Origin of the sequence: Sphingomonas sp. DBB INV C78 (assembly GCF_042693015.1) — a bacterium.
Taxonomy (GTDB): domain Bacteria; phylum Pseudomonadota; class Alphaproteobacteria; order Sphingomonadales; family Sphingomonadaceae; genus Sphingomonas_E.
Genome location: NZ_CP170544.1, coordinates 2958403 through 2978185, shown reverse-complemented (window position 1 = coordinate 2978185; position 19783 = coordinate 2958403). Strand labels below are relative to the sequence as shown.

The following is a 19783-nucleotide window of genomic DNA, read 5'->3' as shown; positions in this document are numbered from 1 at the left end:
GGCGAATGCCGGCACCCACGACGGTGGCTTTCGGCAAATTTTCAGCGAAACCGGCCTGTCAGGACACGCGACGAAGGGGACATTGTTCGAAACGGCAGCTCGCGCCCCATTCCAGCCACTAGGTGTCGGTGGTTACCTCATCCCAAGGTAGCCCATCGTAGCCAATCACCCAGTTGATGGCATGATGTCGTTCCTGAATGATCCCCAAGTCGACGTTGCGCGGCGGACGATCATGTATTCTCGCGTCTCGCGCTTCCCAGTGGAGGTTAAGAATTTGATCCGCCATAGCGATCAACTCTTCCTCACTCCGCAGTTTTGCAGACTTGATGAAGTCTCTTTCGCTCACTTCAGCATATGGCGGCAATCTGTCCTGCAACAGGGAAGTATCGCATTGCTCATCAGCCGGTGGCATCGATGCAAGGTCGAGCGCCCAAAGGAGGGCTATCAAACGCTCAGAATACCAACTCGCGTTTATGATTTGACGCTCGGATGGCTCAGGATCTTCGATGAACCGAGCCTCCACGGGTGAAAGCTCTTCAAACAGGTCGTTTTCCCGTAGCCATTCGATGATTTCCTCCCGGTCCGCGCCCAATCCGACCGCAACTACGGCAAAGAGAGTAAGCGCACGTCGCGCGACGTCGACCGGTGAACGTATCTGATCGGGTGTATCATTTTCCATGTCTGCTTCTTACGAAAGCACCGACCCGACGCAATGTCTGCTTTCCACCCAGGCCGGACGTCGCGGAGGCCAATGGCAACGTCCGCTCCCCCTGACATAGCAGACCATCCCTGGCCGACGGCGATCTCCCAATTGCTGACGGTCGGGAATCAGGCGCTCCTAACCGGCCACCCTAGGTCTGCTATGTCGGGGGAAGCGGACGTCGCTCCCTTCTACTCCCCTCCCTGGCAAGGGAGGGGTTGGGGGTGGGTCGCGAAGCCGAGGGGCTCGATGCCCTTCGGCGTAGCCTCGCGCGACACGCGGCAAAGGCTCGCTGACGCTCGCCAACCCACCCCCAGCCCCTCCCTTTCAGGGAGGGGAGGAAGAGAGGCTGACGTCCCCCAACCCCGACATAACAGACGATCGCCGGCCCAATTGCTGACGGTCGGGAATCAGGCGCGTCGAACCGGCCACGCTAGGTCCGCTATGGTCGGGGAAGCGGACCCTTGATTAATCGCGGAACGCCCCCTCTTTCCGCGATGTGGGCTTATTCAACTCATCTTCCATAGAGAGACGGATGGCGCTCAAAGCCGCATCTCTGTCTCGACCCGTGAACGACGAAACGGCGTCGGCAAGATGCCTGGCTGCGTCGGCCAGTACGATGCCCCAAGCCCTTTCCTCGCCAATGCCTTCACTTTCATAAACTCCGACCTTCAACGCGCAGTGTAGTCCGCGCTCGGCGACCCATACTCTCATCAGTTCCCAAGATTGATCGTCGCGTTCGGCCGCTTGGGGCACGCCAAGTTCGTTCACTTCATTTCCTTCGTCGGGCAAACTTTCAACCACCGTGGCAGACACGGCCTTGTGTCTGCAATGTCGGCGTGTCCCGACAGTCCGCAATTGGGCAAAAAATCGCGTTAGCGCCATACCAGTCAGAAGCGGTTTCAGAACGGAAATACGTAAAATTTCCGTATTGCGTCCGCATTTTTCGTCAAATATCTTGCATTTTCATTCGCTTAAAATTGCGAAAAATAGCCGAAACACCTCCCTTTCAGGGAGGGGAGGAAAAGTCCGCAACGGCGTCGTGTCCCGACAGTCAGGAATTTGCCGCCACTACGCGGGGAGGGGGGGTAAAAGACCCAACCTTTCCGTCATTCAGCCCCTGATCGAGGCGTCCCGAAAGCGGACGAGTCCTTCAGCCTGGAATTTGTCCATGCACCCAGGAGGGTAAACCAAGCTTCCCCCTCGCGGATCACTTGCTGACGATCACTTTCAGATAGGTTGCCGCTATCTCGGTGCGATCCGCGCCGCCCCGATTTTCCGAAAGGAACAATTGCTCCAACTCGGCCTGCAGTTCCGCACGCCGTCCGCTCCGTTCCGCCGCCTCGAACGCATTCATCGTCGGGCCGTAATAGTCGCGAAAAATGCCCAGAAATGCGTCTGGCGTTCCGGCGTAGCGGAACACATAGGTCGCGCGCTCGCACTGAATCCTGTCATCGGCGATCCCCGCTGCGCCGAAGCGTTCGCGGACCGTCTCTTCCTGCCCCCAGGTCACCGGGCTGACGAAGTCCTCGGGTGGGGGCGGCGTATAGGCGGCGCAGATCTTCAGCACGCGCGCGATCAGCGTGGGATCGCCGGGGATCCAGTTGCCCATCACGATGCGACCGCCGGGTCGGGTGACGCGCACCATCTCCTTCGCGGTATCGAAGGGTCGCGGCGCGAACATCGCCCCGAAGATGCTGACCACCAGATCGAAGCTGTCGTCGGCCAGCGCGTCGAGGCGGGACGCATCCCCTTCCTCGAAATGAAGATTGGCGAGGTTGGCGGCGCGGGCGCGGAAATTGCCGGCCGCCACCAGGTTTGATGCGATATCGACGCCGAGCACATTCGCCCCGCGCCGGGCTGAGGGCAAAGCGGTCGTCCCGTCGCCGCAGCCGAGGTCCAGCACATCCATGTCGGCGCGCACATCCAGGCCGGCGATCAGTTCCTCGCCACTGTCGCGCATCGTCGCGGCCAGGCGGGTGAAGTCGCCCTTTTCCCAAAGGGCTTTGTTCGGATTGGTCGTCGTTGTAGCATCGTGCCCAAGCGGGGACGCCTGGCCGGCAAGCGTCCTGGGTGCTGTATCGAGCGGCATCACATTCTCCTTTTGCGGGGACCGCATCGGTCGGGTCCATGTGCCGTTGATAGGCTTTCCGCACGTCCATGCTTGAACTTGGCATGGAGAAAGCATGGAGAAGGACGGTTTTGGTTACGGACTCGTCGCTGATCTACCGGTTTGGGGATTTCGAGCTCGATCCAGCCAGGTTCGAGCTTCGCGCAGGCGGCGATGCCCGGCATCTCGAACCGCAGGTTCTCTCCTTGCTGCTGCTGCTCGCCAGCAATGCCGATCGGATGGTCAGCAAGGACGAGATTATCGAGAAGATCTGGGGCGGCCGCGTGGTTTCGGAAGCCGCGGTGGCGTCGCGGGTCAAGGCAGCGCGGCAGGCTTTGGAGGACGACGGCCACCAGCAGCGCTTCATTCGCACCATCCATGGCCGCGGCTTCCGCTTCTGCACTCCTGTGGCGTTCGATCATGTCGATCAGGTGCCGGCCTCCCTATCGCGCCGCGATGATCCACCGCGCGCTGCACCCGTGTCGGAGGAGCGGCCGTCCATCGCCGTGCTGCCCTTCCAGCTATTGGGAGATGCTGGGCCTTTTGCATTTCTTGCCGACGCACTCGCCGACGAACTGATCGCCGATCTGTCGCGGTTGCGCTGGCTGCTGGTGATCGCGCGGGCCTCCACCTTCCGCTTTCGCGATCGGACGTCGAGCTGCGAGGAGATCGGCGCCGCGCTCAAGGTCCGCTACTGCCTGACGGGAACGCTGGAGGAGGCCAAAGGCGGCATCGTCCTTTCGGTCGAACTCGCGCGGACCAGCGACAGCGCCGTGGTGTGGGCCGAACGCTTCATCGCCGGGCCGGACGAACTGCACGATCTCCGGCGCGAGATGCTGGCCGCGATCGTCGCCCGGCTCGAAAGCCATATCGTCCAGCATGAGGTCGAACTGGCCCGACGGACGCCCGAAGCGGCGCTTGATGCCTGGTCCGCTTATCATCTCGGGCTGGATCATATGTTCCGGTTCAACAAGGCGGATAATTTGCGGGCCGCGGGGCTGTTCGAACGCGCCTTGTCCTTCGATCCCCATTTCTCGCGCGCTTTGTCCGGCCTGTCCTTCACCGCCTTTCAGGATTGCTTCCTGCAATATTCCGATCGTCGCGAGGTTATGGCCGAGCGCGCACGTTCGCTGGCTGAGCAGGCGTTGCAATGCGATCCGTTGGACCCCTTCGCGCATCTCAACCTCGGCCGCTCGCTCTGGTTCGACGACGCGATCGGTGAAAGCGTCGAGCGGCTGGGCCAGTGCATCGCGCTCAGCCCCAATTATGCGCAGGCCATCTATTCCAAGGCCTGGGCGGAAATGGCGCAGTGCGAAGGCGGGCGGAGCGACGCGGACGCCGCACTCGCCCTGCGGCTCAGCCCGCTCGATCCGTTGCGTTACGCAATGCTCGCCGTCCATTCGATCAACGCGCTGCTGCGCGGCGATCCTGCCAGCGCGGTCGATTGGGGCGAAAAGGCCGCCCGATCGCCAGGCGCGCACAAGCATATCGCGATCATCGCGGCACTTGCCGCCAATGCGTCCGGCAACGGCGATCGCGCCGCCCTGTGGATCGACCGCGCGCGCCAGCTCGATCCCGATATGACACGCGCCAACTTTTTGAAATCATTTCCGTTCGTGCCATCTGGGGAGCGCGAGACGATCGAACGCGGCCTTCACGATGTTGGATTATGATTGAGAGCGATTCAGCCTGAACCTGTCTCTTAACTGGACGGCCGATACGCGTGCCGGGCTTCGGCCGATCTGGCGTGCCAATTCTGCCGGATTGATCAGTTTCACCCGGCCATTACGCCACTGCAGATCGCCTTGGCGCCGCGCGATCTGCAGCATGCGGTTGACATGAACCGAAGTCAGGCCGAGCGCGTCGGCCATCATCTCCTGAGTCAATGGTACGTCGAAGGCGCCAGCCTCTGCCATACCGTTGAGTTGCAATCGTTCATGGATTTCAAGCAGCAGGCTGTAGATCCGCTCCTGCGCGCTCAGGCGGCCAAGCCGGGCGATCTGATCAAGGAGATAAGCGCTCTCCAATGCCAAGCTCATCGTATAGGCCTGCGCAAGCGCCGGCGCCTCGCACGCCGGGGGCAAGGGGCAGACGCCGATCTCGGTAATCGCGGTTACCGTCGACACCGCCAGCGGAGACGGTTGATTGCAGACGCCGATCAGATCACCGGGTAACAGGAAGCTCAAAATCTGGCGGCGCCCGTCCCCCAGCAGGCGAACGCGCGCTGCCCATCCGCTGACGATCATGCGCGGATTGGTGATCGGTGTGCCCTCGGTCAGAATATCGCGACGGGCCCGCACATGCAGGGTTTGGCCAAGCGCCAAGCGGATAGTGCCGATCGACATGGCGTCCAGCGGCGCGAGCGCCGACAGACGCTGAAGAGCATGCGATTCGACCGGACGCGGCGCGGCACGCATCATCGCGAATGTTCAGGAGTAACGAGTGTCACCATGGTGTCGACGACGCTCATCATCGAAAATGGTTTCGCGATGCGGGGCAGCCGATCATATTCTTTGGGCATCGACCAACCGTCATAGCCGGTCACGAACAAGTAGGGCACAGCCAGTTCGGTGAGGCGATCGGCCAGCGGATAGGACATCTTACCGTCCAGATTCACATCCAGAATCGCTGCATCGATCCGTTCCGAATTAGCCAGCGACATACCCTTTTCAAGTTGGCCGACTGGCCCGATCACAATCGCACCTTCTCTCCCCAACGCGCGGTTCAGATCCGACGCGATGAAGAATTCGTCTTCGACGACGAGGATGCGCTTGCCGGCCAATCTGCCCGTCATCGCCAGCCCGTCTTCCCCGGACCGACCAGATCTACGGCTTTTTCGGGCAACGGCACCGAGATGGTGCAGCATATTCCGCCGCCGCGGAATTCCAGCTCCGTCTTGGCCCCCAGCCGATAGGGTAGTGCCTCTTCGATCAACTCGCTGCCGAACCCATAATGGATCGCCCCAACAGGGACTGCAGGCACCCCGTGTTCCGTCCATGTAAGGTCAAGCCGGCGCTCTCCGCCATGATCCAGATCAGTCCGCCAACGAATATCGAGTTTTGCGCCAGGCACCTTAAGCGCGCCATATTTGATGGCATTGGTCGTCAACTCATGGATTGCCAGACCCAGCGATTCCGCGGCCTTGGCGTCGAGAAAGACCTCTGGCCCCTCAATGCTGAGACTGGGCCCATCGCTTGATGCCACGCTCAACAGTTCGTCCCGGATGAGATTTTCCAGGTCGATTTGTCCACCGGGATTGCGTGTCACCACGGTCTGGGTGCGGGCGAGGCTGTCAAGGCGGCCTTTGAAATGATCGCAGAGTTCCTCGATCGGTCCCCCGCCGTCCATCGTGCGCGCAAATACGGAGCGAACCACGGTCAATATGTTGCGCACCCGATGCTGCAATTCGGCCAGCAGCAATTGCTGCCGCTCCTGAAGCTCGCGAAGCTCGTCGATGTCGGTCGAAGTGCCGAGCCATTCGATCGCGTCCTTGTCGCCGACAGGCAAAGCGCGCGTCTGGAACCAGCGATAGCGCCCTTCGGCGGCGTGTCGGATGCGATAGTCGCTCGTGAATTGACCGGTTTCCCCGGCGTGCGTCCAGGCAAAGGATATCCGGTCATGATCGTCGGGATGGACCATCGCCAGCCATCCCGATCCATGACCATCCTTTTCCGCCTGTCCGGTGTAATGCGACCATTGGGGGCTGGTCCAAGTCCATTGGCCGCCTTGCGACGCACGCCAGACGAGTTGGGGCACGCCCTCTACCACCGATCGGAACCGCTCCTCGCTGGCGCGCAACTCGGCTTCCGATCGTTTGAGCTGGTCGATGTCGTTCATGACCGTCGCCTGCCCGGCAATTTGGCCATGGTCGCCCTGAATTGGTACGGTTGACACGCTGGTCCAGCGAGGTTGGTCGTCATCGCCGGTGTAAAGCATTTCCAATCCGGGGACGGTGGATTCGCCTCGTAAGCCTCGGGCGCTGGGGAAGTCCTGTGGCGCTATGGGCTGCCCCTGCACATCGAAAGCCCGCCAGCGCCACAGGCGTTCGGGGTCGTTGGAGGGCATCAACGCTGTGGGCGTATAATGATGCATGGCAGTATTCATGATGATGATCTTGCCGCCGGCGTCCGTCACAGCCACGCCGATCGGCAGGCTGTCGACCACCGCGGCGAGGCGCGCCTCGCTTTGTCGCGCGGCCTCCCGCGCGTTTACAGCGTCGGTGGTTTCGAGCACCGTGTCGATGAAGCCGAGGACTGTGCCATTCGCATCACGGACGGGACTGTAAGAGAAGGTAAAATATGCCTGCTCGCGTTGATCGGAACGATCGATGGCCAGGGGATAGTCGGCGATGAAGGTAGACTCGCCTGCCATCGCCCGTCGCGCGATAGGGCCGATCTCTGCCCACGCTTCCTGCCAAATCTCGGCGAAGGACCGGCCGAGCGCATCGGGCTTGGCGCCCAGGATAGGGCGGAAGCCATCGTTGTAGATGGTGACGAGATCCGGGCCCCACACGAGCGCGCTCGGAAATGCGCTGGCGAGAATAGTCGAAACCGCCATCTTGAGTTCCGGTGACCAGCCAGGGATCGCGCCCAGCGGTGTCCGCGTCCAATCAAAATCGCGGACCCGCCCGGCCATCTCGCTGGCATCGAATGGCCATGTTGCCTTCGATCCCGTCTGCATCATTGCGTCGCCTATTCCATCATATCTGCAGACCTAAACGTCTGATAACGCGAAGGGATGCGTGCCGATCGCTGTCTGCGAACGGGATGGCGCGACAACTCCGTTATCAGGCCTGTTCGGCAAATATAGGCTCTTACCTAGAATTCCGCCCAATCATTTTCTTGCGCCGGATCCATAGCGAGCGCGAGGTTGCCTGCGACGCGCGGAGTAGAATGTCGGCGAGCCGCCTTGCGTGGGGACGGCGCGTTGCGCGCAGGCGATCCGCCGCCACTCAACCGAAAACGCTGGACGAGCGCCATCAATTCGTCGGCCTCCGATTCCAGGCTCCGCGCCGCCGCCGTGGTTTGCTCGACCATCGCGGCATTTTGCTGCGTCATCTTATCCATGTCGGTGACGGCGATGTTGACCTGCTGCATACCCGACGCCTGCGTTTCCGCCGAAGTCGAAATCTTGCCCGCCAGATCGGCGATCTCCGCGATCTTGGCGAGGATGCGGTCGAGCGCCTGGCCGGTCTGCCCGACCAGATCCACACCCGTACCGACCTGCTTGGAACTGGTGGCGATCAGGCCCTTGATGTCCTTCGCGGCGTCGGCCGATCGTTGGGCCAGCGCCCGCACTTCGTTGGCGACCACGGCGAAGCCCTTGCCGGCATCGCCGGCGCGCGCAGCTTCCACGCCTGCGTTCAGCGCGAGCAGGTTGGTCTGGAAGGCAATGCCGTCGATGACGCCGATGATCTGGGCGATTTCCTGCGAGCTCTTCTCGATCCCATCCATGGCGCTGATCGCTTCGCGGACGATGCGACCGCCCTCGGTCGCGTCGCCTTGCGCTTCGCCCACCGAATTTCTGACATGGACCGCGCCCTGGGCAGTTTCGCGGACAGCCGAGGTCATCCGATCCATGGCCGCCGCCGTTTCTTCGAGCGAGGCGGCCTGCTGTTCGGTACGGCGTGCCAGATCTTCCGATGCGCGACTGATTTCGGACGCACCCGTGTTGATGGTGTCCGAGGTTTGCGACACTTGGGTCAGCGTCTCGCTCATCTTGACCCGCATCGAATTGAAATCCTCGACCAGCTTGGCGTAGCTGTCCGGCAGGCCCTTCAACTCTCCCGTGAAGTCGCCTCGGGCGAGCTGGTCCGTCGCCTCGCCCACCTTGGCGATCACAGCCATCCGTTCAGCCTCTTCGGCGTGGAAATAAGCGGAAAGCGCGATGTCCATGTCGAGCAGCGCGCATTTCACCAGCGTCCCGATCACACGCGAAAGCTGTTTGCCGGCAAGGCGCGCGCGGAGAGAATCGGTCAGGAGCTTGCCGATCATCTCCTCCAGCACCAGCGCATAGCCGCCGATATACCAGGTCGGATCCAGGCCGATGCGGGCGTGGATGTTGCCGATCGCTTCCGCCTTGGCGAAATAGCGTTCGTCTGGCTTGCGGGCGAACAGGGCGCGCCAATGGTCGAGTTGCTTGCTCTTGGCGTGCTCCATCATCGCAGCGGAGGAGAAATAGCGTGCAGCCTGCGGCGTCGCCTGAACCTTGCGATAGAAACGCTCGAGCGCCGCGGGCGCGGCCTTTTCGACTGCCGTCGCGATTGCAGGGAAAGCGGCATAATTCGCCTCGTCCAAGTTGAAATAGCTGAGACGGATGGCGATCCCATTATCCCCGCTCGTGTTAGTCGTTTGCATTGGTTCCTCCGACTGCAGGGCGACCCAACGCAGAGAGCGGTTAACAAACGGTTTGAAATGAGACGGGATGTGCACCGTCACTTATTGCGATCAGTTGCGTGCGGAGCAACGGTGTCTCCGGCCCGCCTGAGATCATCGACGAATCGTCCATATTCGGTCACCGCTTCTGCCGGGTCGGGCAGGCGCAGCAGAAAGCTTGGATGGATCGTCACCAGCAGAGCGCTTTGCTCGTCGAGCGGTATCGCCTGTCCGCGAACCTCGACGATCGTAACAGGGCGGCCAAGCAGGGATCGCGCGGCCGTGGCGCCGAGCGCGACGATCATGCGCGGGCGGACGAGCAAGCGCTCCTGATCTAGCCACCAACGGCATGCCTCAATCTCACCCGCATTGGGCCGGGCGTGGAGGCGGCGCTTGCCGCGCGGCTCGAACTTGAAATGCTTGACCGCGTTGGTGAGGTAGAGGCGCGCGCGATCGAGCCCGGCGTCGACCAGCGCGCGATCGAGCATCTGTCCGGCGGGCCCGACGAAGGGCATGCCGGCAATGTCCTCCTGATCGCCCGGCTGTTCGCCGACCAGCATCAGTTCGGCATCGGCCGGCCCCTGGCCGAACACGGTTCCGCTGGCCGGTCGATGGAGGGGGCAGCGCGAGCAATGCTGGGCCTCCTCGCCGAGCGCGCGTAACGCCTGCGCCGCATCGCCGGTCGGCGCGACGCGGGCTTGCGCAATCATGCCGGTTTCCCGCGCCTGCGCCGATGCGAGCAATTCGGGGATCAGCGCGGTCTCGGGCATATTCTTCCAGTATCGGCGCGGCATCTCCTTGAGCATCGCATCGACCTTGACGCGGGCGGGGTTGAAGATGCTGGCATAATAGGTCTTCCAGACCGCCTCGACGGGATCGTCCTCGGGCGCGTCGGCCCGCGTCGCGCCCGGGCCTTCGTTCAGCCCTGCGCCGTCCCAATGGATCGACAGCTCCGGTGTCAGGATCGACCAGCGCATATTAGCGAAGCGGTTGACGAAGAAGCGGGCGTTGGCGCGCAGGATATGATGGTCCGGCTCGAACCAGCCGACCATGCGAAGAGTGCCGCCGTCATCGACCTCACGAAAACGCAGGAAGGCACGCATCTTGTGGATGTCCCGGCGGACATTCTGCGCCAGGCTTTCCAGCTTTCGGACGAGCGGGTCGGTCTGATCGCCCAGCAGGCCGGGCATATCCTGCAGACGGAAGACCAGCGCATAGAGGTCGGAGAAGCGATTAGGGGCGTTGGCCAGCACCACCTGTTGCGCGAGATTGAGAAACGCCCGCGGTACGGAAAAATGCCTGTCCACAGGTGCGGGCGGCACAGGCTCCGCGTCGACGAACAGTTCGGGCTGATGGTCATCATCGACCTGCCAGATGACCTGTTCCGGGCGCACCCCTTCGGCCAGCAACGCCCGCGCGCCGTTCCGCCAGGATTCGAAATCGTCGGCGGTCGCGATGCGGACGAGCCGGAGGGCGGGGACATCGCCACCGACACACCGGGGTGCTGCGGCGCTCATGCAGCGAACAGTTCGAGCTGCTGGGTAGCCGGCTTCAGGCCGGGCAGTTCCGCGCGGTCGGCCAGCGCCACGGGCCGCCAGTCGGCCGCGATGATGAAGGGGCGCAACCGATTGGCCGAGCGGGTCAACCGCCCAAGATCCTCCAGCCGCAATCGGCGAAGGCGACGGGCGACGAGGATCGCGTCCACGGCCTTCACGCCGAGGCCGGGAATGCGCAGCATCCGTTCTCGCGGCGCGCGGTTGATGTCGACGGGGAATTGATCGCGGAACTTGAGCGCCCAGGCGAGCTTGGGGTCGATGTCCAGCGGGAGCATGCCGGTCGCCGGATCCGCCGCCTTTACCACTTCGGCCGGCGCGAAGCCGTAGAAGCGGACCAGCCAGTCCGACTGGTAGAGTCGATGCTCGCGCATCAAGGGCGGTCGCTTGAGCGGTAGCACCGTGCTGGCATCCGGGATGGGGCTGAACGCCGAATAATAAACGCGTCGCAGGTTGAAGCGGTCATAGAGCGCAGACGCCCGCGCGATGATGTCGCCATCGGTGGCGGCGTCGGCACCAATGATCATCTGGGTCGATTGGCCGGCTGGCGCATGAGCGGGCGCCGATCGGTAACGTGCGGCCGCATCCTCGCGATCGAGAATGGCGGTCTTCACGTCCGCCATCGTCCGTTCGATGCGGGCGGCGTCCTTTTCGGGGGCCAACCGCTTCAGACCCGAACGGGTCGGCAGCTCGACATTGATCGAAAGCCGATCTGCAAAGCGGCCAGCGCGATGGATCAGTTCGGGATCGGCATCGGGGATCGATTTCAGATGGATATAGCCGCGGAAATCATGATCCTCACGCAACGACCGCGCCACTTCGACGATCTGCTCCATCGTGTAATCGGGGGAGCCGATGATGCCCGAGGAGAGGAACAGACCTTCAATATAATTGCGTCGGTAGAAGGACACAGTGAGGTCCACCACCTCCTGGCTGGTGAAGCGCGCGCGCCGGACGTTCGAACTTTTGCGGTTGATGCAATAATGGCAGTCGAAGATGCAGCTGTTGGTCAGCAGGATCTTGAGCAGGCTGATGCAGCGGCCGTCAGGCGCATAGGCGTGGCAGATGCCCATGCCCTCGGTCGATCCCAGTCCCTTGCCGCCGCGTGAATTGCGGGAGGAGGTGCCCGAGGACGCGCAGGAGGCGTCATATTTGGCGGCATCAGCGAGGATCGCCAGTTTGCCGCGAAGATCCAGACTCGCCATTTGTTCTTTATATGTTCTCATGCCTGACAGGTCCAGCGGTTAGCGTCACCTGCGCGACAAGCGGTCGCGTGAGGCTTTCGCCGGGCTCGCGCGTTGATGATCGCCCAGGTGGAAAAGGATGTCAGCGATGACGATGACGCTGGAAGACCTGTCGGAAAAGATGCGCGATATCGATTTCGCGATGCTGTCCACCCACACCGAAGGCGGCGCAATCAGTCTCCGGCCGATGAGCAATAATCGCGAAGTCGATTTTGACGGCGACAGCTGGTTCTTCGCTCATGAATCGACGCGGATGGTCAATGATATCAAGTGTAATCCGAAGATCGGCCTCGCTTATCAGGGAAGTTCCGGCCTGCTCGGTATGCGCCCCTTCTTCTTGGCGATAGAAGGCCTGGCAGCATTGATCCGCGACAAGGCGACCTTGGCCGAGCATTGGACCAAAGGGTTGGAACGCTGGTGGCCCGACGGGATCGACACGCCTGGTCTGGTGCTGATCCGCGTCACGGCCGAACGGCTGCACTATTGGAATGGTGAGGATGAAGGCGAACTACTGCTAACGCCTGCGACGACAATCTGACCGGTTATGCTACAGAACAAGGGACGGAACCCGGCAAGCCTATGAGGTGTTTGGCTGTTTGGTGAAGGCTCGGGGGCGCGACGAATGCAATGCTGATCAAGCAGGCGAGGGCAGGTCGGCCGCTCATCGCCTTGGCCATGATGGCGCTGCCCGCGTGCCCGGCGGTCGCGCAACAGGCTGTCGTGTCAGCAAAACCTCCTGCCACCGAACCTCCCATCGTTACCGATGACGAGTTTGACGCTCGACTACCGACGCCATCGTCCGATCAGGAGGGCGCAGAAGCACTGCCTTCCATCGAAAGCTATCTCGACGCCCAGATGCCGCAGTCGGAGCCGATCGCAGACCTGCCGCCTGCGACCGAACCGCCGGTGGAGGCTGAACTCGCGCAGCCGTTACCGCCGCTCGACAGCATCTCCGTGCCCGCGCAGTCCGCCGCGCAGGAAAGCCCTCAGCAAAAGACCCCCACCATCCGCTACAGCGTTGTGATCGACGGCCTCAAACCTATCGGCTTGGAGGACGATTTCCGCGAAAGTTCGGCGCTGATCGATGGCGATGGCCGCGCGGAGACCGCGGCGATGGTGCAGGCGCGCGCCAAGGAGGACGAGGCGCTGGCCGTCCGCCTGCTCCATTCCAAGGGCTATTATGATGCCACCGCCTTGGCGTCGCTGGAACAGGCCGGAGACGGCGGCGCCCTGAAAGTCGTGCTGTCGGTGACGCCGGGCAATCGCTATCGGCTGGGCGCGATCACCGTAAAGGCGGGGCCGACCATCCCGCCGAACCTGATCCGTGACAGCCTGCCGCTCAACAGTGGCGACTTCATCATCGCCGACAAGGTGGAGGGGGCCGAGGCCAATGTAGCTTTGGTGCTGCCCGAGCATGGCTATGCTTTCACCAAGGTCAATGAGCGCGACATCCTGCTCGATCCCGCGACCATGACCGGAGATTACACGCTGCCCGTCGATACGGGACCGCGCGGCAGCTTCCGCGCCATCACCACGACCGGCGAGAAGCAGGTCTTCAAAATTGACCACATAGAAGTCATCGCGCGCTTCAAGCCCGGCGAGCTGTATGACAGCCGCAAGGTCGATGATCTCCGCAAGGCGCTGGTGGCGACGGGCTTGTTTTCCAGCATCGCGGTCGATCCCGTGCGGACGGGGGAGCCGGGACCCGATGGCACCGAATATGTCGATCTGAAGGTGGAGCAGGAGGCGGGGCCGTCGCGTCGACTGGCAGGCGAAGTGGGCTATGGCACGGACCAGGGCATCCGCGCCGAAGGGAGTTGGACGCTGCGCAACTTCTTCCCGCCCGAAGGCGCCCTCATCCTTGGCGTGATCGCGGGCACGCAGGAGCAGGGGGTTTCAGGCACGTTCCGGCGTTCCAACGCGGGCAAGCGTGATCGCACCTTCCAGGCCGGGATCAATGCGAACCACCAAAAATATGACAGCTATGAGGCGTTCACGCTGGGCCTTAGTGCGAGCATGTCGCGCCTTTCCACACCAATTTTCCTGAAGCGGTGGACCTACAGCTATGGCGCCGAACTGCTGCTCTCCAACGAAAAGACGACGATCGACGAGACCACCGGCGAGAGCAACCGGCTGACCTATTTCATCGCCGCGTTGCCCGCACAGATTGGCTATGACCGGTCGGACGATCTACTCAACCCGACACGAGGTGTCCGCGCCACCTTGCGCGTCTCGCCGGAGGCATCGCTTCAGGGCAATGTCACGCCTTATGTGCGCAGCACCTTCGACCTTTCAGGCTATTATCCCGTATCGCCCGACATCGTCCTGGCGGCGCGAACCCGTATCGGCTCGATCGTGGGCGCCGAACGCGATGACATAGCGCCGTCGCGGCGGGTTTATGCCGGCGGCGGCGGCTCCGTTCGCGGCTTCGGCTATCAGGAACTCGGGCCGAAGGATGTCAACAATGATCCGGTCGGCGGGCGATCGGTCAACGAGTTCGCCATCGAAGGCCGCTATCGCTTCGGCAATTACGGGATCGTGGCCTTCGTCGATGCCGGCCAGGTCTATGAAGGTTCGACGCCCAAATTCTCCAACATCCGCTACGGTGCGGGCATCGGCGGGCGTTTCTACACCAATTTCGGGCCGTTCCGCGCGGACGTCGCGATGCCCATCAACCGGCAGCCCGGCGAGTCCAAATTCACCATCTATATCGGCATCGGGCAGGCGTTCTGATGGCGGACGAAAAATCTCCCGCGCCCTATGCGGCTGATGCACCGGCAAGGCGCCGGCCGCTTTGGGCGAAGATCGCGATCGGCATGGGCGGCCTGGTGGCGGTGCTCGCAATGCTGGTCGCCGGCCTGATGCTCTTCCTCAACACCCAGCCGGGCAAGGGCTTCCTGGTGCGGCAGATCGCCGGGCTGAAAATGGAATCGGGCATGGTCGCAGAGATCGGTCGCATCGACGGTTCGATCTACAGCGACATGGTGATCCGCGACCTTGTTCTGCGCGATCCGAAAGGCGTGTTCGCCACCAGCCCGGAACTGCGCCTGGTGTGGCGCCCGTTCCGCTACATCCGCAATCACGTCTCGGTGCAGCAGCTCGAAAGCCCGCTCATTACGCTGAAGCGCTTGCCGGAGTTCAACCCGACCGAGAGTGACCCCAACGCCCCGGTCCTGCCCGATCTCGACATCGACGTGGATCGGCTCCGCGTGGCGAAGCTGGTGCTCGAAAAGCCCGTGATCGGCCAGCGGCGGGAGATCGCGCTCAACGGCGCGGCGCATATCGCCGATGGCCGGGCTCAGGTCGACACGCGCGCCGTGGTCGACAGCGGCGACCGGCTGGAAGCGAAGCTGGATGCCGTGCCGGACGACAACCGCCTTGCCATCAAGGGCAAGCTGACCGCGCCGGCCGGCGGGCTGATCGCGGCGATGACGGGCCTCACCGACGGCGCGACCGCGACGATCGACGGCGGAGGAAGCTGGAAGAAGTGGGACGGAAGCCTTGTCGCGGCCTCGCTCAAGGGAGAGTTTGCCAATATCAAGCTGAGTGCGCGCGATGGCGTCTTCACCGCCAAAGGGCCGGTTCGCCCCGGCCTGCTGTTTGCGGGCAGTGTCGACCGGCTGACAAGCCCCGCGCTCGATGTCGACCTCGAAACCGCCCTCAAGGAACGGCGCGCGACGGTGAAGGCCACGCTACGCTCCCCGGCGCTGGCGGCGACTGCGCAGGGGCTTGTCGATCTCGGCGAAAGTCGCTTCGAGAAGCTTCGCATCGACGCGGCATTGCTGACGCCTGGCGCCATCGCCGAGAAGGTCAGCGGTCGGGACGTCCGCGCCTCCGTCATCCTCGACGGGCCGATGGCGACGCCGTTCATCGATTATGATGTCAGCGCCGCGCGGCTGGCCTTCGATGCGACGGGGATCGAGGAGTTGAAGGCGAGTGGTCGTGCGGTGATCGATGCCGATCGTATCCGCATTCCCGTCAGCGCCACCGCCCGGCGCGTGACCGGCCTCAACGCGGCTGCCGGCGGTCTCCTCGAAAATCTGCGCGTGAAGGGCGACTTCGCTTATTCGGCCGGCAAGCTGATCAGCGACAATCTGAAGATCGACAGCAAGCAGATCGACGCGACCGCGATCATCCTCGCCGATCTCGAAAACGCCATCTATCGCGGCGCGCTCAAAGGTCGGGTCAATGACTACCGGATCGACGGGGTCGGCATCGTCAATCTGACGACGGACATCGATATCGTGCCGGGCGCCAAGGGTGGTTTCGGCATCAAGGGGCGCTTCGCCGCCCGCACGGCGCGCTGGGAGAATGCCTCTGTTCGCGATTTCCTCGGTGGTAATGCCGCGGTCGCCGGGCGGATCGGAATGACGCCCGAAGGCACGTTCACGCTGGCTGATTTCAGCGGGAAGGCACCTAATTTCACCGTGCATTCGGGCGCCGGCAGCTATGCGACCGATGGCCGGATCAGCTTCGATGCGCGGGCGACCTCACGCCAATATGGTCCGCTGCAACTCACCGTGCGCGGCACGATGGATCGGCCGCAGGCGGTTCTCCGTGCGCAGCGCCCCAATGTCGGCGTCCAGCTCAGCGATGTCGTTGCCAAGCTGAATGGCGAGGCGGCAGGCTACCGTCTCGAAGCCACCGGTGGTTCGCCTTACGGCCCATTCTTCGCCAATGTCCTCATCCGCACCGCGAAGGGCCCGTTGACAATCGACATCAGTCGCGCGCGCTTTGCCGGCGTCGATATGGCCGGCACCATTCGCCAGACGACTCCAGGGCCCTTTGCCGGTCAGCTGTCGATGAACGGCTCCGGGATTAACGGCAGAGTGCAACTGGCGGCCGCAGGCCAGAACCAGGCCGTGACGGTTAAGGCCACCGCCAACAATGCCAAGCTGCCGGGAGAGGCCGATGTCGTCATCGGCCGCGCGCTGATCGATGCCTCGATGATCCTGACCGAACAGCCGCAGATCGTGGCGGATATTCAGGTCGGCAATGCGGCTTATGGCGACATGGTCGTGCGCAAGGCGCGCGGGAAGATCGACTATCGCGGTGGCCGCGGCACGGCGATGCTGGTGGCGGATGGCTCGAGTGCCGTTCCCTTCTCGATCGCGGCGAATGCGGCGATCCGGCCGGACCTTGCGGCGGTGCTGGTGCAGGGTAAGGCCAGCACCGTCGATTTCCGCCTCGCCAAGCCCGCGGTCATCCGCTTCGAGCCGAACGGCTATCGGCTGGAGCCCGCGACGCTGGTCATGCCGCAAGGCCGTGTCGACCTCGCCGGCCGTTTCGGCGACCAGACCAGCCTGCAGGCGCGGTTCAAGGATTTCGACCTCGCCATCGTTAACCTGATGAGCCCCGGCATCGGCGTCAGCGGTCGCGCGACCGGCGCGGTCGATTACACGCAGGATGGCGATGCCTTCCCGACCGCGACCACACGGATGGCGATCAATGATTTCCGCCGATCGAGCCTGGCCGCCGTATCTGATCCGGTCGCCGTGTCGTTGGAGGGGCGGCTATCGGCGGCCGGCGGCGACTTGCGCGGGCTGATCCGCGAGGGCAATGCGACGCTCGGCCGCTTCGTCGCCACCACCGGCGCGCCGGGTGCGGGCGCAAGCTGGAGCGAGCGGTTGATGGCTGCGCCTTTGAGCGGCGGTATCCGCTATTCGGGGCCGGCAGACGTGCTCTTCTCCTTCGCAGGACAGGCCGATCAGCAATTGACCGGCGGTATTGCGCTCGCCGCCGATTTCAGCGGCCAGGCGCAGGCGCCGCGGATCAACGGTCTGGTCCGCGCCAATGCGCTGACCTACGAGAATGAGACATTCGGCACGCGCGTCACCCAGATGCGCCTCGACGGCCGCTTCACGAATGATCGGCTGGAGATCAGGGATTTCTCCGGCAACGCCGGTGATGGCACCGTGCAGGCCAGCGGTACGGTGGGGCTGGCCGCCGCAAGCGGCTTCCCCATGAATGTGCAGGTAAAGCTTGCCCGCGCCCGGCTCGCCCGCAGCGAGGCGGTGACGAGCGTCGTCAGCGGTACGCTGGACATCACAAACAGCGCTGCCGTCGGCGGCCTCATCAAGGGTAATCTGACGCTGCCCGAAACGCGCTATCGCATCGCCTGGCAGGGCGGCGCCGAAATCCGTCAGCTCCAGGGCGTGCGCCGCAAGGGCGAGGGTGTCGATGTGCTGGATCAGCGCGTGGCAGACCGGGCCGCCGCTACTCCAGCACCCGCCGCCTGGAAACTCGATATCCGCGTGCGCGCCGACAACGAGATCTATCTGACCGGCATGGGCCTGGATTCCGAATGGAAGACCGACATGCGGATCACCGGCACCACGGCCGATCCGCGGGTCATCGGCAAGATCGAGGTCATTCGCGGCCGTTACAGCTTCTCGGGCCACCAGTTCGATCTGGAACAGGGCGTCATCACCTTCAACGGCCCGATGATGAACCCTGCGATCGCCATTCGTGCGGAAACCGATGTCGACGATGTTCGCGCCGGCATCGCTGTCAGCGGCACGGCGCAGAGCCCCGACATCACCTTCGTCTCGGCGCCTACCTTGCCGCAGGACGAAATCCTTGCGCGCATTCTGTTCGGCGCCAGCGTCTCCAACCTGTCGGCCACGCAGGCGATCCAGCTTGCCGCGGCGCTCAACGGGTTGCGCGGCGGCGGGGGCGGCCTCAACCCGATGGGCAAATTGCAGAACGCATCGGGCGTCGATCGCATCGGCATTGTCGGCGGAGATGAGGCGACCGGCCGCGGCACCTCGCTCGCCGTGGGCCAGCACATCTCGAATGATATCTATGTCGAGGTCATCACGGACTCGAAGGGTTTCACCGCCACGCAGCTCGAAGTCGCTCTGTCGAAGACGCTGAGCATATTGTCGAAGACCGGAACCAACGCCGGCTCTTCCGCAGCGCTGCGCTACTCAAAGGATTATTAATCCGCGCGAGGGACGTCACCGGCGCTGGCATCGGCCGGCCAACGCTGTATATGCCGAAATATAACGCTACACGGGAGGCATCATGGCCAGATTGATCGGCCGTCTGTTGTTGGCGCTTGCGCTGTTGGGTTCGGCCCTCGCGGCGGCTGCCGCCCAGGTCAAACCGCCGGTGGTGCTTGCCGCTGCGAGCCTCCAGGAATCGCTGACCGCCGCCGCCGATGCATGGGTGGCCAAGGGCCATGCCAAGCCGGTGCTGTCCTTCGCCGCATCCTCGGCGCTGGCGCGGCAGATCGGTTCGGGCGCGCCCGCCGATCTCTTCATCTCGGCCGATGAGCCGTGGATGGACGATGTCGCGAAGAAAGGCCTGATCCAGCCCGAGACCCGCGTCTCCTTCCTGCGCAACCGGCTGGTGCTGATTGCGCCCGCCAAGCAGCCGGTGAAGATCGCGATCAAGCGTGGCTTCCCGCTGGCAAAGTTGCTGGGCGAAGGCAGGCTCGCCATGGCGGATCCGGATGCGGTGCCCGCGGGCAAATATGGCAAGGCCGCGCTCACCAAGCTCGGCGTCTGGTCTTCGGTCGAGGCACGTGTCGCGCGGGCAGAGAATGTGCGCGCCGCGCTCGCGCTCGTCGAACGTGGCGAAGCGCCGCTCGGCATCGTCTATGAAACCGATGCCAAGGCATCCAAGGCCGTGACGATCGCGGGCGTATTCCCGGCGGACAGCCACCCGCCGATTACCTATCCGGTGGCGGTGCTCAAGACCGCGACCAGCCCGGATGCGGAGGGCTTCCGCCGCTTCCTGCTGTCGGGGCAGGGTAAGGCGATCTTCGCCCGCTATGGTTTCGTCGCCAAGTAAAGCGA

General features: G+C 63.3%; 14 protein-coding genes. 5 read left to right on the top strand and 9 right to left on the bottom strand.

Annotated elements, in window-relative coordinates:
* Nucleotides 1-118 precede the first annotated feature (118 nt).
* The 3 genes from ACFB49_RS13905 to ACFB49_RS13895 all read right to left on the bottom strand — a co-directional run bounded on the left by ACFB49_RS13905 (nucleotide 119) and on the right by ACFB49_RS13895 (nucleotide 2792).
* Complete coding sequence (locus ACFB49_RS13905; RefSeq protein WP_380871821.1) at nucleotides 119-679, bottom strand: DUF4272 domain-containing protein; 561 nt, start codon at nucleotides 677-679, stop codon at nucleotides 119-121.
* Between the two features lie 489 nt (nucleotides 680-1168).
* Complete coding sequence (locus ACFB49_RS13900; RefSeq protein WP_380871820.1) at nucleotides 1169-1516, bottom strand: DUF5076 domain-containing protein; 348 nt, start codon at nucleotides 1514-1516, stop codon at nucleotides 1169-1171.
* Nucleotides 1517-1910: 394 nt separating this feature from the next.
* A complete protein-coding gene (locus ACFB49_RS13895) occupies nucleotides 1911-2792 on the bottom strand; it encodes a class I SAM-dependent methyltransferase (RefSeq protein ID WP_380871819.1) in 882 nt (293 codons plus the stop codon).
* A 110-nt stretch (nucleotides 2793-2902) separates the two neighbouring features.
* Between ACFB49_RS13895 and ACFB49_RS13890 the strand changes: the two genes are divergently transcribed.
* Entirely contained in the window at nucleotides 2903-4483 is a 1581-nt protein-coding gene (locus tag ACFB49_RS13890) for a winged helix-turn-helix domain-containing protein (RefSeq protein ID WP_380871818.1), read from the top strand.
* Here the strand turns inward: ACFB49_RS13890 and ACFB49_RS13885 are convergent.
* From ACFB49_RS13885 to ACFB49_RS13860, 6 genes are all read right to left on the bottom strand, one after another.
* The gene (locus tag ACFB49_RS13885; protein WP_380871817.1) at nucleotides 4478-5230 is read right to left on the bottom strand and encodes a Crp/Fnr family transcriptional regulator; all 753 of its coding nucleotides are present in this window, start codon (nucleotides 5228-5230) and stop codon (nucleotides 4478-4480) included. The two genes, ACFB49_RS13890 and ACFB49_RS13885, sit on opposite strands and share 6 nt — an antisense overlap.
* Nucleotides 5227-5592, bottom strand: coding sequence for a response regulator (locus ACFB49_RS13880; RefSeq protein ID WP_380871816.1), 366 nt, complete (start codon nucleotides 5590-5592; stop codon nucleotides 5227-5229). Before ACFB49_RS13880 ends, ACFB49_RS13885 begins: the two co-directional genes overlap by 4 nt.
* Nucleotides 5593-5600: 8 nt before the next feature.
* Complete coding sequence (locus ACFB49_RS13875) at nucleotides 5601-7490, bottom strand: PAS domain-containing protein (RefSeq protein ID WP_380871815.1); 1890 nt, start codon at nucleotides 7488-7490, stop codon at nucleotides 5601-5603.
* A 137-nt stretch (nucleotides 7491-7627) separates the two neighbouring features.
* A complete protein-coding gene (locus ACFB49_RS13870) occupies nucleotides 7628-9166 on the bottom strand; it encodes a methyl-accepting chemotaxis protein (RefSeq protein ID WP_380871814.1) in 1539 nt (512 codons plus the stop codon).
* Between the two features lie 77 nt (nucleotides 9167-9243).
* A complete protein-coding gene (locus tag ACFB49_RS13865; protein WP_380871813.1) occupies nucleotides 9244-10701 on the bottom strand; it encodes a UdgX family uracil-DNA binding protein in 1458 nt (485 codons plus the stop codon).
* The gene (locus tag ACFB49_RS13860; RefSeq protein ID WP_380871812.1) at nucleotides 10698-11942 is read right to left on the bottom strand and encodes a putative DNA modification/repair radical SAM protein; all 1245 of its coding nucleotides are present in this window, start codon (nucleotides 11940-11942) and stop codon (nucleotides 10698-10700) included. The genes ACFB49_RS13865 and ACFB49_RS13860 overlap by 4 nt, the downstream gene beginning before the upstream one ends.
* A gap of 127 nt (nucleotides 11943-12069) precedes the next feature.
* Here ACFB49_RS13860 and ACFB49_RS13855 point away from each other — a divergent pair, with 127 nt between their 5' ends.
* The 4 genes from ACFB49_RS13855 to modA all read left to right on the top strand — a co-directional run bounded on the left by ACFB49_RS13855 (nucleotide 12070) and on the right by modA (nucleotide 19778).
* The gene (locus ACFB49_RS13855; RefSeq protein ID WP_380871811.1) at nucleotides 12070-12519 is read left to right on the top strand and encodes a pyridoxamine 5'-phosphate oxidase family protein; all 450 of its coding nucleotides are present in this window, start codon (nucleotides 12070-12072) and stop codon (nucleotides 12517-12519) included.
* An 89-nt stretch (nucleotides 12520-12608) separates the two neighbouring features.
* Nucleotides 12609-14714, top strand: a complete 2106-nt coding sequence (locus ACFB49_RS13850; protein ID WP_380871810.1) for a BamA/TamA family outer membrane protein — start codon at nucleotides 12609-12611, stop codon at nucleotides 14712-14714.
* Nucleotides 14714-18925: a translocation/assembly module TamB domain-containing protein gene (locus ACFB49_RS13845; RefSeq protein WP_380871809.1), complete on the top strand. Its 4212-nt coding sequence runs from the start codon at nucleotides 14714-14716 to the stop codon at nucleotides 18923-18925. The genes ACFB49_RS13850 and ACFB49_RS13845 overlap by 1 nt, the downstream gene beginning before the upstream one ends.
* 82 nt (nucleotides 18926-19007) lie before the next feature.
* Nucleotides 19008-19778, top strand: a complete 771-nt coding sequence (gene modA / locus ACFB49_RS13840) for a molybdate ABC transporter substrate-binding protein (protein WP_380871808.1) — start codon at nucleotides 19008-19010, stop codon at nucleotides 19776-19778.
* Nucleotides 19779-19783 lie beyond the last annotated feature (5 nt).

Bases quoted from the DNA above. Each gene is read 5' to 3' on its own strand.
- ACFB49_RS13845 (WP_380871809.1), top strand. From the start codon at position 14,714: ATGGCGGACGAAAAATCTCCCGCGCCCTATGCGGCTGATGCACCGGCA.
- ACFB49_RS13865 (WP_380871813.1), bottom strand. From the start codon at position 10,701: ATGAGCGCCGCAGCACCCCGGTGTGTCGGTGGCGATGTCCCCGCCCTC.
- ACFB49_RS13895 (WP_380871819.1), bottom strand. From the start codon at position 2,792: ATGCCGCTCGATACAGCACCCAGGACGCTTGCCGGCCAGGCGTCCCCG.
- ACFB49_RS13850 (WP_380871810.1), top strand. From the start codon at position 12,609: ATGCTGATCAAGCAGGCGAGGGCAGGTCGGCCGCTCATCGCCTTGGCC.
- ACFB49_RS13885 (WP_380871817.1), bottom strand. From the start codon at position 5,230: ATGATGCGTGCCGCGCCGCGTCCGGTCGAATCGCATGCTCTTCAGCGT.
- ACFB49_RS13855 (WP_380871811.1), top strand. From the start codon at position 12,070: ATGACGATGACGCTGGAAGACCTGTCGGAAAAGATGCGCGATATCGAT.
- ACFB49_RS13875 (WP_380871815.1), bottom strand. From the start codon at position 7,490: ATGCAGACGGGATCGAAGGCAACATGGCCATTCGATGCCAGCGAGATG.
- ACFB49_RS13905 (WP_380871821.1), bottom strand. From the start codon at position 679: ATGGAAAATGATACACCCGATCAGATACGTTCACCGGTCGACGTCGCG.
- ACFB49_RS13860 (WP_380871812.1), bottom strand. From the start codon at position 11,942: ATGGCGAGTCTGGATCTTCGCGGCAAACTGGCGATCCTCGCTGATGCC.
- ACFB49_RS13870 (WP_380871814.1), bottom strand. From the start codon at position 9,166: ATGCAAACGACTAACACGAGCGGGGATAATGGGATCGCCATCCGTCTC.
- modA (WP_380871808.1), top strand. From the start codon at position 19,008: ATGGCCAGATTGATCGGCCGTCTGTTGTTGGCGCTTGCGCTGTTGGGT.